Annotated in this window: 18 protein-coding genes; 5 read left to right on the top strand and 13 right to left on the bottom strand. The window is 62.6% G+C overall.

Annotation, left to right across the window (positions count from 1 at the left end):
• Positions 1-6 precede the first annotated feature (6 nt).
• From iscA to QCE73_RS08390, 7 genes are all read right to left on the bottom strand, one after another.
• The gene (iscA, locus tag QCE73_RS08360; RefSeq protein WP_035501138.1) at positions 7-330 is read right to left on the bottom strand and encodes an iron-sulfur cluster assembly protein IscA; all 324 of its coding nucleotides are present in this window, start codon (positions 328-330) and stop codon (positions 7-9) included.
• A 57-nt stretch (positions 331-387) separates the two neighbouring features.
• A complete protein-coding gene (iscU, locus tag QCE73_RS08365; protein ID WP_187604543.1) occupies positions 388-816 on the bottom strand; it encodes a Fe-S cluster assembly scaffold IscU in 429 nt (142 codons plus the stop codon).
• A gap of 36 nt (positions 817-852) precedes the next feature.
• Positions 853-2076 carry an IscS subfamily cysteine desulfurase gene (locus tag QCE73_RS08370; protein ID WP_035501140.1) on the bottom strand — a complete coding sequence of 408 codons (1224 nt, stop codon included), beginning with the start codon at positions 2074-2076 and terminating at the stop codon, positions 853-855.
• An 86-nt stretch (positions 2077-2162) separates the two neighbouring features.
• Positions 2163-2690, bottom strand: a complete 528-nt coding sequence (gene iscR / locus QCE73_RS08375) for a Fe-S cluster assembly transcriptional regulator IscR (protein ID WP_035501141.1) — start codon at positions 2688-2690, stop codon at positions 2163-2165.
• A 141-nt stretch (positions 2691-2831) separates the two neighbouring features.
• Positions 2832-3314, bottom strand: a complete 483-nt coding sequence (locus QCE73_RS08380; RefSeq protein ID WP_309880654.1) for a low molecular weight protein-tyrosine-phosphatase — start codon at positions 3312-3314, stop codon at positions 2832-2834.
• 124 nt (positions 3315-3438) lie between these two features.
• Entirely contained in the window at positions 3439-4650 is a 1212-nt protein-coding gene (locus QCE73_RS08385; RefSeq protein WP_309880656.1) for a patatin-like phospholipase family protein, read from the bottom strand.
• 15 nt (positions 4651-4665) lie between these two features.
• A complete protein-coding gene (locus tag QCE73_RS08390) occupies positions 4666-5460 on the bottom strand; it encodes a 3-hydroxybutyrate dehydrogenase (RefSeq protein ID WP_035501144.1) in 795 nt (264 codons plus the stop codon).
• Between the two features lie 34 nt (positions 5461-5494).
• Between QCE73_RS08390 and QCE73_RS08395 the strand changes: the two genes are divergently transcribed.
• Both QCE73_RS08395 and QCE73_RS08400 read left to right on the top strand, forming a co-directional pair.
• Positions 5495-5686: a hypothetical protein gene (locus QCE73_RS08395; protein ID WP_309880659.1), complete on the top strand. Its 192-nt coding sequence runs from the start codon at positions 5495-5497 to the stop codon at positions 5684-5686.
• 64 nt (positions 5687-5750) lie between these two features.
• The gene (locus QCE73_RS08400; protein WP_309880661.1) at positions 5751-6596 is read left to right on the top strand and encodes a 23S rRNA (adenine(2030)-N(6))-methyltransferase RlmJ; all 846 of its coding nucleotides are present in this window, start codon (positions 5751-5753) and stop codon (positions 6594-6596) included.
• 13 nt (positions 6597-6609) lie between these two features.
• On the opposite strand, the gene QCE73_RS08405 is transcribed toward QCE73_RS08400, so the two are convergent.
• Positions 6610-6981, bottom strand: coding sequence for a hypothetical protein (locus QCE73_RS08405; protein ID WP_309880663.1), 372 nt, complete (start codon positions 6979-6981; stop codon positions 6610-6612).
• A gap of 112 nt (positions 6982-7093) precedes the next feature.
• On the opposite strand from QCE73_RS08405, the gene QCE73_RS08410 reads away from it, so the two are divergent.
• Positions 7094-7492 carry a DUF305 domain-containing protein gene (locus QCE73_RS08410; protein WP_309880665.1) on the top strand — a complete coding sequence of 133 codons (399 nt, stop codon included), beginning with the start codon at positions 7094-7096 and terminating at the stop codon, positions 7490-7492.
• A 97-nt stretch (positions 7493-7589) separates the two neighbouring features.
• Here QCE73_RS08410 and QCE73_RS08415 read toward each other — a convergent pair whose 3' ends face one another.
• Together QCE73_RS08415 and cueR are read right to left on the bottom strand one after the other, a co-directional pair.
• The gene (locus tag QCE73_RS08415) at positions 7590-7736 is read right to left on the bottom strand and encodes a DUF3563 family protein (RefSeq protein ID WP_075583840.1); all 147 of its coding nucleotides are present in this window, start codon (positions 7734-7736) and stop codon (positions 7590-7592) included.
• A gap of 224 nt (positions 7737-7960) precedes the next feature.
• Positions 7961-8347, bottom strand: coding sequence for a Cu(I)-responsive transcriptional regulator (gene cueR, locus QCE73_RS08420; RefSeq protein ID WP_035501177.1), 387 nt, complete (start codon positions 8345-8347; stop codon positions 7961-7963).
• A 98-nt stretch (positions 8348-8445) separates the two neighbouring features.
• Here cueR and QCE73_RS08425 point away from each other — a divergent pair, with 98 nt between their 5' ends.
• Positions 8446-8652 (top strand): heavy-metal-associated domain-containing protein, encoded by a 207-nt coding sequence (locus QCE73_RS08425; protein ID WP_035501147.1) that lies wholly within the window; start codon positions 8446-8448, stop codon positions 8650-8652.
• Positions 8649-9587: an SDR family oxidoreductase gene (locus QCE73_RS08430; RefSeq protein ID WP_309880670.1), complete on the top strand. Its 939-nt coding sequence runs from the start codon at positions 8649-8651 to the stop codon at positions 9585-9587. Before QCE73_RS08425 ends, QCE73_RS08430 begins: the two co-directional genes overlap by 4 nt.
• Here the strand turns inward: QCE73_RS08430 and QCE73_RS08435 are convergent.
• Genes QCE73_RS08435 through imuA form a run of 3 tightly spaced genes read right to left on the bottom strand, consistent with a single transcriptional unit; the run spans position 9581 to position 15453 of the window.
• Entirely contained in the window at positions 9581-13051 is a 3471-nt protein-coding gene (locus QCE73_RS08435) for an error-prone DNA polymerase (protein ID WP_309880672.1), read from the bottom strand. The genes QCE73_RS08430 and QCE73_RS08435 overlap by 7 nt on opposite strands.
• 7 nt (positions 13052-13058) lie before the next feature.
• Positions 13059-14705: a DNA polymerase Y family protein gene (locus tag QCE73_RS08440; protein WP_309880674.1), complete on the bottom strand. Its 1647-nt coding sequence runs from the start codon at positions 14703-14705 to the stop codon at positions 13059-13061.
• Positions 14590-15453 (bottom strand): translesion DNA synthesis-associated protein ImuA, encoded by an 864-nt coding sequence (gene imuA / locus QCE73_RS08445; RefSeq protein WP_309880676.1) that lies wholly within the window; start codon positions 15451-15453, stop codon positions 14590-14592. The genes QCE73_RS08440 and imuA overlap by 116 nt, the downstream gene beginning before the upstream one ends.
• Positions 15454-15730 lie beyond the last annotated feature (277 nt).

The raw sequence follows: 15730 nt of genomic DNA on the forward strand, positions 1-15730 counted from the left end.
TCCGCGTCAGACGCGGAACGATTCGCCGCAGCCGCACTCGTCCTTCGCGTTCGGGTTGTTGAACTTGAAGCCTTCGTTCAGACCTTCGCGGGCGAAGTCCAGTTCGGTGCCGTCGAGATACGGAAGACTTTTCGGATCGATCACGATCTTCACGCCCGACGTCTCGAACACGGTGTCTTCAGGCGTGAGTTCATCGACATATTCGAGCTTGTACGCCAGACCCGAACAGCCCGTCGTGCGCACGCCCAGCCGCAGGCCGACGCCCTTGCCGCGCCGCGTCAGATACTTCTGCACGTGTTGTGCCGCTTTATCCGTCAACGTGATTGCCATAGTCTTCGCTTCTCTCTTCGAGGCGCCACGCACCTGCATGGCGCCCGCTTTCGTCACTTAAGCCGCGTGCTGCTTCGCTTCCGTCGCCTGCGCTTCCGGCGCCACGACGCCATGTCGCTGCTTGTAATCGAGGACCGCTGCCTTGATCGCGTCTTCCGCGAGAATCGAGCAGTGGATCTTCACCGGCGGCAGCGCCAGTTCCTCGGCGATGTGCGTGTTCTTGATCGTCAGCGCCTGATCCAGCGTCTTGCCCTTCACCCACTCGGTGACGAGCGAGCTCGATGCGATCGCCGAACCGCAGCCATACGTCTTGAACTTCGCATCTTCGATCACGCCATCCGCGCCAACGCGGATCTGCAGCTTCATCACGTCGCCGCAGGCCGGCGCGCCGACCATGCCGGTGCCGACGGTGTCGTCGTCCTTCGAGAACGAGCCGACGTTACGCGGATTTTCGTAGTGGTCCAGAACCTTGTCGCTATAAGCCATGATTCAAACTCTCCTTTGTTCGGTGACGCGTGTCGCTCAGTGCGCGGCCCACTGGATGGTCGAGATGTCGATGCCGTCCTTGTGCATTTCCCAGAGCGGCGACAGATCGCGCAGCTTCGCGATCTTGGTCTTCAGCAGGTTGATCACGTAGTCGACATCCTGCTCGGTGGTGAAACGGCCGACCGTGAAGCGGATCGAGCTGTGCGCGAGTTCGTCGTTGCGGCCGAGCGCACGCAGCACGTACGACGGCTCCAACGAAGCCGACGTGCACGCCGATCCCGACGACACCGCGACATCCTTCACCGCCATGATCAGCGATTCACCTTCGACGAAATTGAAACTGATATTGAGGTTGTGCGGCACACGACGCTCCATGTCGCCGTTGACGTACACCTCTTCGATGTCCTGCAGGCCCTTCAGCAGACGGTCGCGCAGCATGCGGATGCGCTCGTTTTCCGTCGCCATTTCCTCACGCGCGATGCGAAACGCTTCACCCATGCCGACGATCTGATGCGTCGCGAGCGTGCCCGAACGCATGCCGCGCTCGTGACCGCCGCCGTGCATCTGCGCCTCGATGCGCACGCGCGGCTTGCGACGCACGTACAGCGCGCCGATGCCCTTCGGGCCGTACGTCTTGTGCGCCGAAAACGACATCAGGTCGACCTTCAGCTTTTGCAGGTCGATCTGGATCTTGCCGGTGGCCTGCGCCGCATCGACGTGGAAAATGATGCCCTTCTCACGCGTGATCTCACCGATCGCCTCGATGTCCTGGATCACGCCGATTTCGTTGTTCACGCTCATGACCGACACGAGAATCGTGTCCGGGCGGATCGCCGCCTTGAGCTTGTCCAGATCGATGAGACCGTCGTCCTTCACGTCGAGATACGTGACTTCGTAGCCTTCGCGTTCCAGTTCACGCGTGGTGTCGAGCACGGCCTTGTGCTCGGTCTTCACCGTGATGATGTGCTTGCCCTTGCTCTTGTAGAAGTGCGCGGCGCCCTTGATCGCGAGGTTGTCCGATTCCGTTGCACCCGACGTCCAGATGATCTCGCGCGGATCGCAGTTCACGAGCGCCGCGACGTTCTCGCGCGCTTCCTCGACCGCACGCTCCGCATCCCAGCCGTACTGATGGCTGCGCGAGGCCGGATTGCCGAACTGCTCGCGAAGATACGGGATCATCTTGTCCACCACGCGCGGATCGACGGGGGTCGTCGCGCTGTAGTCCATGTAAATGGGCAGGTGGGGAATATCGTTGTTCATCAGTCGCTCCGGGAAATCGGTCAAAGCTCTTGGCTGGGATGCCTTCTATCTGCGCGCCCGGCTCTCGTGCCGGCGCAACGCCTATGTCATCCGGCCAGGTTGAAAATGGAATTCGGACCCTTGGGCGCGACGCGCGCGGCCTCTACGCCAGCCGATTCGGCGCGCCGGTCACGCAGCACAGTCGACGAACCTTCGCGTGCGCGCTGCTGGTCGACCAGATCCTTCAAGGAGACGGAATCCAGATACTCGACCATCTTCTGGTTGAGCGTCGCCCAGAGTTCGTGGGTCATGCAGTGGCCGTCGTGCTGCTTCGTGCCTTCGCACGTTCCCTTGCCGCCGCATTGCGTGGCGTCGATCGGCTCGTCGACCGCGATGATGATGTCGGCGACCGTGACGTTCTCCGCGCGGCGCGCGAGGTTGTAACCACCGCCCGGTCCGCGAACCGACTCGACGATCTCATGCCGCCGCAGCTTGCCGAAGAGCTGTTCGAGATAGGAAAGCGAGATGCGCTGGCGCTGACTGATGCCTGCCAGCGTCACCGGGCCCTGCTCCTGGCGCAACGCCAGGTCGATCATCGCCGTGACGGCGAAACGGCCTTTCGTGGTGAGTCTCATAATTGGGGGCTAACGCTAATACTCGATGATTTTCGTCAAGTATAAATATCCCACAGTTTTAGTCAAGTATCCGGGACGAGATAAGTAGCTTTTTAATTGGTTTCTTCGGCACTCGCACGGCTGGCGTGCGGGCGCGGGCTGTCAGGCCGTCAGTTGGGCACGCAAGGCCTTCAGCAAGCCCTCGCAGGCGTCCTCGCACTGATCGAGCACTTTTTCGAAACCTTCCTCGCCACCGAAGTAGGGATCGACGACGACGCGGCTGTCGTCGTTCGTGGCGAACTCCATGAGCAGGCGAATCTTGTCGCGATACTCGGGCGGGCAAACCGCCGTCAATGCGGTGGCGTTCGCGTCATCCATGACGATGAACAGGTCGAAACGCGCGAAATCGGCGGCGGCGACCTGACGGCCGCGCAACGTCGACAAATCGTAGCCGCGCTTCTTCGCCGCTTTCTGGGCACGCTCGTCCGGCGGCTCGCCGATATGCCAGTCGCCCGTGCCCGCCGAATCGATAACGATCCGCTCAGAGAGCTTCGCGCGCTCGACGAGGTCGCGCATCACCGCCTCCGCACTGGGCGAGCGGCAGATGTTGCCGAGACAGACGAAGCAGATCGCGATCGAGTTCATCTAAAGCCGGGAAAAGTGGTGGCGCCCGGCGGCGTCGACTGAGACAGCCGCCGGAATGCGTCCGCGATTATACAAAGTGACACACTTTCTCGCCCAACCGGGCATTCCGGCGCTCGGAACGCGCTCACCGTTCGTCGCGATGGATGTCGTGCGTGACGAAGCGTGATTCGCCGTTGGGCATGTCGAGCCAGTCGCGATGCGTAAGCGTGCGGCGCATGTCGGCGAGACCGCTCTCCCAGTGCTCGCGCATCGTCGAAAGGCCGAACTGATAGTCCTTGTAATGGCCCTCGTATTCCTTTTGCCGATAGATCAGGTGAATGATGTTGTAGCGCTTCGAACACGCCAACTCGGCGGCAAGCCTGCACCATTCATCATTCTTCCGAGTCTCTTCGGGCACGAGGTCGAGCACATGCTGCAACACGTTGCGGTAGCGCTGCGAACGCTGCATCTGATCCGTAACGAGGCGCGTGCGGCTCGAATACTGCACGTCCTTCACGCGTCCCATTACGTCGACGATGCTGTCCGGCACCGGCCCGCGCGCGCTCCACAGATCGACCTGGAAGGCGAGCGTGTCGCGTCGCGGCGTCGCCTGCGCGATCTCGTAAAGCGGCGTGTTCGACATGAGGCCGCCGTCCCAGTAGAACTGGCCATCGATCTCGACCGCGGCAAAACCCGGCGGCAGCGCGCCGGATGCGATGAAATGCTCGGCGCGCAACTCGATCTGCGTGTTGTCGAAATAGGCGAAATTGCCCGTCGCGACATTCACGGCGCCGACCGAAACGCGCGTCTCGCCGGAGTTGATGCGGTCGAAATCGCAAAGACGCTCGAGCGTGGCCTTGAGCGGCGTCGTGTCGTAGTAGCTCGCGGTTTGCGGCGAGCCCGACGCGATCGGCGACGGCGGCGGAAAGCGCGGAATGAAAAAGCCCTTCTGCCCTTCGACGACCGCGCCCGCGGCCTGCAACGCGGTGAAGGCCTTGCGAATCTCGTCGCCGGAATCGAAAAGCGCGCGCTCGACGAAGGCGGGCAACGGGAAACCGAATGCCGGCTGGCAGATCGTCTCCCAGAATTCCAGCAAACGCGTCACGCGATGTTCCGGCGCATTACCCGCGATGAGCGCCGTGTTGAGCGCACCGATGGAGATGCCGGCGATCCAGTTCGGATGAATGTCCGCCTCGTGAAGCCCTTGATAGACGCCCGCCTGATAGGCGCCGAGCGCGCCGCCGCCCTGCAGCATCAGCGCGATCGTCTCGTAGGGTGGCAAATGGATCCGGGACTGCGCGCGCGCTTCGGCCGAAGCTGACACGCGCACCGCGTTTTCGTTCTCGATTTCCGACATCCCGCGTGTTCTCCCTTATTGCATGAACCAGCCGTGGCTCACGACAAACGATTGCCCCGTCAGCGCCGCCGTCTCGAACGCGGACAGGAAGAGCACGGTCTGCGCGACATCCTCGACGGTGGTGAACACGCCGTCCACGGTGCCGCCCAGCATCACGCGCTTCACGACTTCCTCTTCGCTGATCTTCAGTTCCTTCGCCTGCTCGGGAATCTGCTTGTCGACGAGCGGCGTGCGCACGAAGCCCGGACAGACGACGTGCGAACGCACGTTATGCTTCGCGCCCTCCTTGGCGAGCACGCGCGCGAGGCCGAGCAAGCCGTGCTTAGCGGTCACATAGGCCGACTTGAGCGGCGACGCCTCGTGCGAATGCACCGAACCCATGTAGATCACGACGCCGCCGCGATCGTCCTTGTACATGTGCTTCAGTGCGGCTTTGGTGGTGAGAAACGCGCCGTCGACGTGGATGGCCATCATCTTCTTCCAGTCGGCGTACGCGTAGTTTTCGATCGGATTGACGATCTGGATGCCCGCATTCGACACGAGGATGTCCACCGAGCCGAGTTCCGACGCGGCGCGATCGATGCCCTGATTCACCGCATCTTCGTTCGTCACGTCCATCGCGATGCCGATGGCCTTTCCGCCCTGGCCGCGAATCTCCTCGGCGACCGCGTCCGCGCCCGCCTGATTCAGATCCGCGATGGCGACCGCCGCGCCCGCGCCGGCGAGCGTGAATGCAATCGCGCGGCCAATGCCGCTCGCCGCGCCCGTCACGACCGCGGTCTTGCCGTCGAGCTTACCGTTTGAGGACATGCGAACCTCCTATCCAGTGGAAGACATCAGGTGAATGAAAACATCTGTCAGCACGACCATCAAGCTGGCCGTTCGGCATAGGAAAGCTCATTCGAAACATCAGGATGCCTATGCCGTTCGGCCGACTGTTCATGAATGTCCGGGAGCGGCTATTGTGCATGAAGGACGCAGTGCGCTGCAGCGTAAGCCGGGCGTCATGAATCTTGCGGTGGGCGGCGTCGGCTAGAATAGGCCCCCTTCCCCGCACCTTTTCATTCCTGTTTTCTCACGCCCCGCGCGGGCCTCTCGACATGCTCAGTTATCGTCACGCCTTTCATGCGGGCAATCACGCCGATGTGCTGAAACACGCAATCGTCATTCAGATGCTTCGCCATCTCGGCCTGAAGGACAAATCGTATTGGTACATCGACACGCACGCCGGCGCCGGCGTCTACTCGCTCACCGAAGGCTACGCGGCGAAAAACGCGGAGTTCGAAACGGGGATCGGGAAGCTCCAGGATCGGGACGATCTGCCGCCGCTCCTCGCTGACTATGTCGATGAAGTGAAGGCGCTGAATCCCGACGGCGGTCTGCGCTTTTACCCCGGCTCGCCCTATCTCGCCTGGCGCACGATGCGCGAGCAGGATCGCATGCGGCTTTTCGAGCTGCACAGCACGGAGATCGACGTGCTGCGCCACAATTTCCGGGATGCCGGCCGGCGCGCGATGATTTACGAAGGCGACGGCTTCGACGGCATCAAGGCGCTCCTGCCGCCGCCGCCGCGCCGCGCGCTCGTGCTGATCGACCCGTCGTACGAGGACAAGCGCGACTACGCCCGCACGCTCACATGTCTCGAGGAAAGCATCAAGCGCTTCGCCACGGGGACGTACGCGGTCTGGTATCCGATCGTCACGCGCATCGAGTCGCAGCGCTTCGCCGACCAGTTGAAAGCCATCCAGCCGAAGGGTTGGCTGCATGCATCCCTGACTGTGCGAAATCCGCCGACTGACGGCTTCGGCCTGTTCGGCAGCGGCATGTTCGTGATCAATCCGCCCTACACGCTGGCGAAGGAGCTGAAGGCTTCACTGCCCTATCTCGTCGATGCGCTCGGCGAGGACGACAACGCGTCGTTCAAGCTGGAACATCGCGCGGACTGAGCCTGGCCAGCGATCAGGGATGAATTGTGCGCGGAACTCGCGGCCGTATCCCGCCGCCGGGTTGCGTAGGCACGGTGCTCTGCCCGTTCGAGTATTCGACGTAGGGTGAAACTACGATCGGCGGCTCGGCCTCCTGCGGCAGGCCGGGGAGTGTCGCCATCCGCACCATGCCGGGACCGCCGAGCGGCCCGCTCTGAAGCACGGTTCCGCTGACGCCGCTGTGGATACCGGTTTGCGTATCGAGCACGAGAGGCTCACCGCCCGGCTTGGCGAGCGTCGACTGCGAGCCGAACAAAGCTGCGGCGAGCGCGACGCAAACACATGCGATTCTCGCGACGCGATCGCGGATGCGTTTATTCGTCGTGTCGTTGATGTGGCCTGGCATCGTGTGCTCTTTTAGTAGACGAAACTGCTTTACCTTACCCCGATGGCAAGCTTTAGGCTAGGCGTTCGGACTCAGAAGCAGCTTCGCAACCGCCCTTTTCACAGGAGATACGATGAAATCGAAACGAATCGCGCTTGCCATCTTCACCGCCCTCTGTAGCGCAAGCGCGATCGCACAGTCCGCCGCGCCTGCGAGCGATGCAATGCCGGGGATGAACATGGAACCGCACGCGCCGAAGCCCACCGACGTGTCATCGACCGCGGCATTTCAAGCCGCCGATCAGAAAATGATGTCGGGCATGTCGGGCGTCGAATACACGGGCGACGCCGATCGGGATTTCGTCGCGCACATGATTCCGCATCACCAGGGCGCGGTGGAAATGGCGAAGGTCGAATTAAAATACGGCAAGGACGCGAAGCTCCGCAAGCTTGCGAAGGACATCATCGCTTCGCAGGACAAGGAAATCGCATTCATGAAGCAGTGGCTGGAGCAGCATCCGCCTAAGCATTGAAGCTCTGCCGCGCGTGCCGCAGCAGGAATGCAAAAGCCCCGCGATGCGGGGCTTTTCAATTTTACGTTCGGCGTTTTCGACGCCAGGAACGAAACGCTTACGCGTTGTAGCCGTTCGATTCGAGCGAGCGGATGCGCTTTTCGAGCTGGACGATGTCCGTCGACTGCGCGAGATACGCTTCACGGCGGCGTTGCTCAGCGGCTTCAAACCAAAAGCTCAGTTTTTCGATCAGAAATGCAAACATGATGTTCTCCAAGGTCTTTAACAGATCCCTGGCAATTCGGGTCAGGGATTACCCGCACTAGGGAATACCCGGATTATAGAGGAGAACGGCCGCGCCGGGGTAGTGAAATGCTTGAATACTGTGCATTCGGTTTCGGAATGGTGCGGGCAGATATTTGCGCTAAAGCAATGATTTTTCGGACAATTAGCGCGTGTTTTTGCATCTTTAAGCACCATACTGGTGCATCACTGCGCCAGCTTGTCCAGAATCGGGCAATCCGGACGGGCGTCGCCATGACAGTGAGTCGCCAGATGCGACAGCGTGTCGCGCATTTCCGTCAACTCGGCGATTCGGCGGTCGAGCTCCGCGACGTGCTCCAATGCGATCGACTTCACCTCGGCGCTCGCCCGCGACCGGTCGTGCCATAACGCAAGCAGCTTGCGGATATCCTCGACGAGAAAGCCCAGCCGACGCGCCTGTCGCACGAAGCGCAGCGCATGCACTTCCGGATCGCCGTACACGCGATATCCAGACGACGTCCGCCCGACCGGATTGAGCAAGCCGACGCTCTCGTAATAGCGGATCATCTTCGCCGTCACGCCCGAGGCGCGGGCCGCTTCGCCGATGTTCATCGTTCGCTCCTGGAAAAATGTCATCCCGACTCTACACCTTCCCATCATGGCAAGGTATACGATGACGTTGATCCGCGCTTTTTAAAGAGGAAACCGCAATGACCGAATTCGAAGTTCAGGGCATGAGTTGCCAGCACTGCGTCGCGGCCGTGACGCGCTCGATCCAGGAAATCGACCCGCAGGCTCAGGTTCGCGTCGATCTGGAACGCGGCACCGTCGCCGTCGAGTCCGGGAAATCGAGCGACGCGCTGAAGGAAGCCATCGACGAGGCAGGCTACACGGTCGTCGGCGTCGCGTCGGCATGAAGGGGAGCGAAGGGTTCACCGTCGCGCTCATTGGCGCGTCGGGATTGCTGGGCCGCGCCATCGCGGGCGAACTGGCGAGCGCGCCTGGCGCGAAAGAGTGGCGCATCGTGCGCACGGCCCACAGCCGTGCCGACGCACGGAACGCGAAACTCGATCTGCTCGACCGGGACGCGGTGTCCGCATTCTTTCGCGAGTTCGCGCCCGATGCGATCGTGGTCGCGGCGGCGGAGCGGCGTCCGGACGTCTGCGAAAACGATCCGGCGCTCGCACGCGCACTGAACGTCGATGCGCTGAGCATGATCGCAAACGAAGCGCGTTCGCTCGGCGCATGGGTCCTGTCGATTTCGACGGATTACGTGTTCGACGGCAAAGCCCCGCCCTATATCCCCGACGATGCGCCCGCGCCGCTCAACGCCTACGGGCAAAGCAAGCTGGACGGCGAACGCGCGTTGCTCGAGAGCGACCCGGCGTCCTGCGTGCTGCGCTTGCCGCTGCTTTATGGGCCGTTCACGGACTGGAACGAATCGGCGGTGACGAGCCTCACGCCCGCAATCGTGAAATCGGCCGATGCGGCGAGCCCGCCCGCGTCGATGGACGCCTGGGCGACGCGCTATCCGACGTTCACGCCCGATGTCGCCGTGGTGATCCGCGAGATGCTCGAACATCACGCGAAAGGCGCGACGATCTCCGGCATCACGCAATGGTCCGGCGACGAGCCAATGACGAAGTTCGATATCGCCCAACGCATCGCGCGAGCGCTGAAAATTGACGCGAAGCTCGTCGCGCAGCGCACGCCGACGGACGCGACGCCGCGTCCGCGCGACTGTCATCTCGATTCCGGACGGCTGGAAGCGCTGGGCATCGGCCGGCGTACGCCGTTCGACAGCGCGATAGCCGGGCTGCTCGCCAGATATCCGGACTTCCCAGATCAGTGAAAATCGCGGCTCGGCGCGGCGAGGCGGCCGAGCAGCGCGCTATGGTCTTCGAGCCGTTGCGCCACCAGATGACGCACCTCGCCCTCCATCTGCCAGACGCCGTGCACGCCGAGCAGCGACGCGCCAAGCAGCACTTTGCGCTGCTTCTCGACGAGGCCCGGCCAGACGATCACGTTGATCGCACCGGTTTCGTCCTCGATCGATACGAAGATCGTGCCGTTCGCCGTGCCCGGCCTTTGCCGCACCGTCACGATGCCGCACGCGCGCACGAAGCGTCCGTTTCTGATGTCCGCGAGTTCGGCGGCGGTCTTGAAACGCAGGCGAGAAAGCTTGTCCCGCAAAAGCGCGAGCGGATGACGATTGAACGTGAGTCCGAGGCTCGCGTAATCGTCGACGATTTCACGGCCTTCCGATGCTTCCGGCAGCAGGAGCGGAGCCTCGCTCATCGGCGCATCGCGCAGCAATTCCGGCGCGCGCTGTTGCGCGGTGACCGCCCACCACGCCTGACGTCGATGTCCCGCGATGCTCGCCAGCGCATTGCCTGCCGCGAGCGCTTCGAGTTCGCGTCGTGACAGGGCGGCACGACGCGTGAGATCGTCGACATCGATAAATGGCGCTTGCGCGCGCGCTGCCATGATTCGCTCGGCCGCCGCCTGCGGAAGACCCTTGATCAGTTGCAGGCCGATCCGCACGCCCGGCCCTTTCGCGCCGTATTGCCGTCCATCCAGCTCGACGCGCTTTCTGAGTCTGCGCGCCGCGCGCTGCACGGTCTTCCGAAACACACGATCCGACGCGGCCGCGCCATAGAACTGCTGGCGTCGCCGCTCCTTGCCGGCATCGAACACGACTCGCTCGCCATCGCCTGACCGCGCTTCCAGCACCGACTCCCAATCGCTCAGGGAAACATCGGGCGCGAACACCGGCACGCCGTGACGCCGCGCATCCTGCACGAGTTGCGACGGCGAATAGAAACCGAGCGGCTGGCTGTTCAGCAAACCGGCCAGAAAGGCCGCAGGCTCGTAACGCTTGATCCACGCGCTGATATAAACGAGCAGCGCGAAGCTCGCCGAATGACTTTCCGGAAAACCGTATTCGCCGAACCCCTCGATCTGCTTGCACACGCGCGCGGCGAAATCGTGCTCGTAGCCGCGCGCAAGCATCTTCTTCATGAGATCGGCCTGATATTTCTCCAGATGACTGCCACGGCGCCACGCGGCCATCGCGCGGCGCAACTGATCGGCCTGCTCCGCCGTGTAGCCCGCCGCGACCATCGCGAGCTTCATCACCTGCTCCTGAAAAATCGGCACGCCGAGCGTGCGGCCGAGCACCGGCCGCAGTTCCTCTTTCGGATACTCTTCGTCCTCCAGCCCCTGTTTGCGGCGTAGATACGGATGCACCATGCCGCCCTGAATCGGGCCGGGCCGCACGATCGCCACTTCGATCACGAGGTCGTAGTATTTCTGCGGTCTCAGGCGCGGCAGCATGCTTTGCTGCGCGCGCGATTCGATCTGAAACACGCCGATGGTGTCCGCGCGGCAGCACATCTCGTAGACGGCCTTGTCCTCGCGGCGAATATGCGAGACCCCGAAACCCGGCACGCCGCGCCGCAGCGCGACGAATTCGAGGGCGCGCCGGATCGCCGACAGCATGCCGAGCGCGAGCACGTCCACTTTCAGGAGCTTCAGCTGATCGATGTCGTCCTTGTCCCACTGGATTACGCAGCGGTCTTTCATCGCGGCGTTTTCGATCGGTACGAGCCGCGACAAACGTTCCCGCGCGATCACGAAACCGCCGACGTGCTGCGACAGATGCCGCGGAAAGCCGCGCAACTCGCGCGTCAGCCGGATGAGATGCTTCGTGACGTGCGAATCGTCGCTGAAGCCCGCTTCCCTGAGATAGCCCGCCACCGCCGACGGCCCGTCCCACCATTGCTGCGACTTGCCGATGCGCTCGATCAGCGACGCATCGAGCCCGAGCGCCTTGCCGACGTCCTTCAGCGCGCTGCGCGTGTGATACGTGATGAGCGACGCCGCCAGCGACGCGCGATGCCGCCCGTACTTCCGATAGATGTACTGGATGACTTCCTCGCGCCGCTGATGCTCGAAATCGACGTCGATATCGGGCGGCTCGTTGCGCGCCTGAGAAATAAAGCGCTCGATCAGCAAGCCCATCCGGACCGGATCGAGCTCAGTGATGAACAGGCAATAACAGACGATCGAATTCGCCGCCGAGCCGCGTCCCTGACACAGAATATTCTGGCTACGCGCGAACGAAACGATGTCATACACCGTCAGGAAGTACTTCTCGTATTCCAGCCTGGCGATGAGCGCCAGCTCCTTTTCGATAAGACCTATCGTCTCGGCATCCATGCCGTTCGGCCAGCGTTGCAGCGCACCCGCGATCACCCGTTTGCGCAGATAGCTCGCGGGCGTCTCGCCGGGTGGCACCAGTTCCTCGGGATATTCGTACTTGAGTTCGTCGAGCGAGAAGGTGCAACAGGCGGCCACCTTCAGCGTTTGCCTGATCGCCTCCTTTGGATATAGCGCGCCGATGCGCAGCCGCGTGCGCAGATGCCGCTCCGCGTTCGCTTCGAGCGCGTACCCGCATTCGGCAAGCGGCCGGTTCAGGCGAATCGCGGTGAGCGTGTCCTGCAAAGGCTTGCGCGAGCGCGCGTGCATCAGCGCGCCGCTCGCCGCGACGAGCGGCAATCCGCTCGCTTCGGCGATCACGCGACACGAAGCAAGCCGCTCGTCGTCGCTGCCGTCCTGCCAGAGCTCCAGCGCGAGCCACGCACGGCCCGCGGCAAAGCCGGCTAGCCAGTGCGCGCGGTCGAGCGTATCGGCGAGCGTCGCCGATCTCTGCGGCACGAGAATCAGGATGCAATCGGGCAAATGCTTCAGATGCGCGATATCGCCGCGCAGATCGGCCGCGTTGGATGACGCGGCCGGATCCGTGAAGTCCTCCGGACCTATCTTGTAGCTGCCCTTGGGCGAACGAGCGCGCGCTTGCGAAATCAGCTCCGACAGATTGCCGTAGCCCGCCCGATTCGTCGCGAGCGCGATGAGCGTGCAGAACGGCGCGCCATCGGCATCGGTAAGATGCAGTTCGCTGCCGATGATCAGCTTCAGTTCCTGCTTCTTCGGTGGCGGCTCGCCGGCAAGCTGCGCGGCTTCGGCATCGGCGCGCGCCTTCGCTTCGATGTCCTTGATCGCGGCATGCGCACGCACGACGCCCGCGAGCGAGCATTCGTCCGTGATCGCGAGCGCGGTATAGCCGTGTTCGAGCGCTGCCGCAGCCAGCTCCTGCGGATGCGATGCGCCGCGCAGAAACGAGAAGTTGCTCAGGCAATGCAGTTCGGCATAGCCGGGCAACAGCGCCGAGGCCGACATCGCGCCGGGAAATGCGGCCTTGTCGTCGCCTTCGTCGCCCTCGCCTAGGCCGATGATGTCGCTCAAATCGTCCATGTCGGCATCATCCGAAAAAACCGTGCAGAAACCAGTCACCGGTGAGACGTTCGCGATACAGCCAGAACATGCGGCCGCGATCGTCGGCGGCGACGTAGTAATCGCGCTGGACGCCATTGCCGTCCCACCATCCCGCCTCGATACGCTCGGTCCGGCTGATCAGCTTCAGCGCGCGTCGATAGAACGGCCGCTCGTTGCGCAAAATCAGCTTTTGCGGCGTTTCGAGTATCCACGACGGACGAGGCTGCGAAGGAACGGCCACATCGGGAAGTTCGAGCGGCCCGTCAGATTCGGTTTGCGCTTCGGATTCCGCTTCGGTCGGCGTATCGGCTTTTACCACCGCTTGCGTCTTCGCCGATTTCTTCCCGCGCTTCGGCTTCGTTTCGCCTGCGGGCTTATAAGCTTCGACCGTCATCGCCGCTTCGGGCCGGTGATCGTCTCGCGCGACCAGTTGCACGACGCTCTCCGCGCCGAGCCGCGCGCTCAGACGTTCGAGCAGTTGCGCCATCGATTCGCTGTCGGAACCGGGCATCGGAAACAGGGTCTCGGCCGGCGGCGCATGTTCGCTGACCTTGTCGGCGAGAAGCTTCATCTCGATGACGGGCGCTGCGAGCGTCGTCTGATTCAGCTTCTCGCGCAGCAGCCAGAGAATGTGATCGGCTTCGCGCGTCGGTACGGCCCACGCCACCTTGAACGTCGACGTTTTCGGCGCGTGACGGGTCGCCAGCTCGTGTTCGAGCAACAGCGAAAATTCGCTGACTGCCGCATGGTGCGCGCTCAGCCAGCCGGCGAGTTGCAGCACGAGCCGGCCGGCGGCGAACAGCAGCGCCTCGGCACTTTCCACGCGCGCCTGCAATTCGAGCCGAGCCTCGAACGACGCCGGCGCGCAAAACGCCTCGCGCGGATCGGGCGCCTGGCCGTACGCTTGTGCGAGCCATTGCAGAACGCCTTGACCGAACCGTCGCGCGACGCCTTTGCGTGGCAGCCGACGCAAATCGGCGAGCGTTGCGCAGCCGATCTGCTCGAACACGTTGCCATGCGAATGCGCCGATGGGATGAGCGATACGGGCAACGCATCGAGCACGTGGACGAGCGTCGTCTCTTTCACGATGCGCACGCGCTGCGCGACACGACGCGTGCGCGCGTGAGCCAGCAGCCATGCGCCCCACGCTGTCGGTGCGCAGCCCATGCGCGAAGTGAAGCCACATCCTTTCACCGTCGATGTCACCTTGGACAGCAACGCGCGCAAACCGCCGAAAAGCCGCATGCTCCCCCCGACTTCGAGCAGCACCGTGTTCGCATGGGCCAGCACGACTTTGGGCGTAAATGCGAGCAACGCCAGCGCAACAGCTTCGAGCGCGTTCTGCTCCTCGCGAATATCGACGGCGAGCAGCGTCAGTTGCGGCGCGAGCGCGAACGCATGCGAGCGCGTGCTGCCGGGCCGCACGCCGAGCCGAAACGCGACGAGATCGGGCATCAGGATGCGCGCGTGATCGGCGAGCGCGAAGCATGGTTGATCGATATCGCTGGCGCATACGTCATTCGGCGTCGATGTTGCTCCAGGCGAAATCGAATTCCCCGATGCCGAGGGCATCGAGGGCGGCCTGACTGCTTCGAGCGATAAAAGCGGCAATGTCACCGCTATCCACAACATGTTTGACCTCTCGTGCTTTCCTTGCCTGATGCGCACGACGAATGTGTTCGGGCAGAGCAGGCATCTGCAGCGGCAAGCTCAACTGCAACGGCTTGCCCAGCAATGGACCACGCCGCTTGATGATGTCGATTTCGAGCATGACGGCTTGCATCCATTCGCGACGGTTCATCGTCGGTGCGCTGGCGGGAAGTATCGGTTTGCAGACCATACGCAATGGCGCAGCGGATGATTGCCTCGCCGCTTTGAGCGGACGGAACAGGAACGCCAGCGACCGCGCTTCCTGAGCCGCCACCTGCAGCCTTCGCAGCGCTTCGGGGCGTACTTGAGGCAGCCAGATCAGCACGGCGCCGATGCCTTCCTGCTTCAGTGACTGTTCCGCAGCCCAGAGCACCTGATCTTCGGGCGCCTTGACCCAGACCAGTTTGTCGACCGCGATTTTCATTGCCCGAAACGCAGCCAGATTGGGCTTCCACGGCGGCGCGATAAAGATGACGGAGCGGGCCTTGCTTACTGTCAGTTCTCGAAGCATGTGAGCGAGCAATCTGATTTCGCCCACGCCGCTCTCTTCGATCAGCAATTCGGTGACCGTGCCGGGCATCCAGCCTGCGCCGGGCAAGGCCAGGTCAAGCGTCCGAAATCCGCTCGAGATGATGTTCGAGTCGGGATCGTTGATCGGACTGCCCTGCCAGATCTGACGCTGCAGATGCGAGGTCAGCCCGATGTCGAGCAATGAAAGTGCTGCACCCATGAGTTTTCCCCGTCCAGCGCGAATGCAAGGGCCTGCTCATGGTTCGAGCACTCAGCGATCTTTGGTTTTACTGTATATTTATACAGTATTTTGAGGCGGGAGGGTAAACATCTGGCGATGCACGAGAGGCGTTGCCGGAGCACTGAAGAGAGATTCGAGGAGGGATTGCTGGCGTTCGTGCGGAATTCGGCCTACCAACGCAAAAACCCCACCTTTGTGGGGTGGGGTTTTTGTTTTTAGCATGAGGAGCCTGACGATTACCTACTTTCACACGGGT

The sequence above is a fragment of the Caballeronia sp. LZ029 genome (genome assembly GCF_031451275.1).
In the GTDB taxonomy this organism is placed as follows: domain Bacteria; phylum Pseudomonadota; class Gammaproteobacteria; order Burkholderiales; family Burkholderiaceae; genus Caballeronia; species Caballeronia jiangsuensis.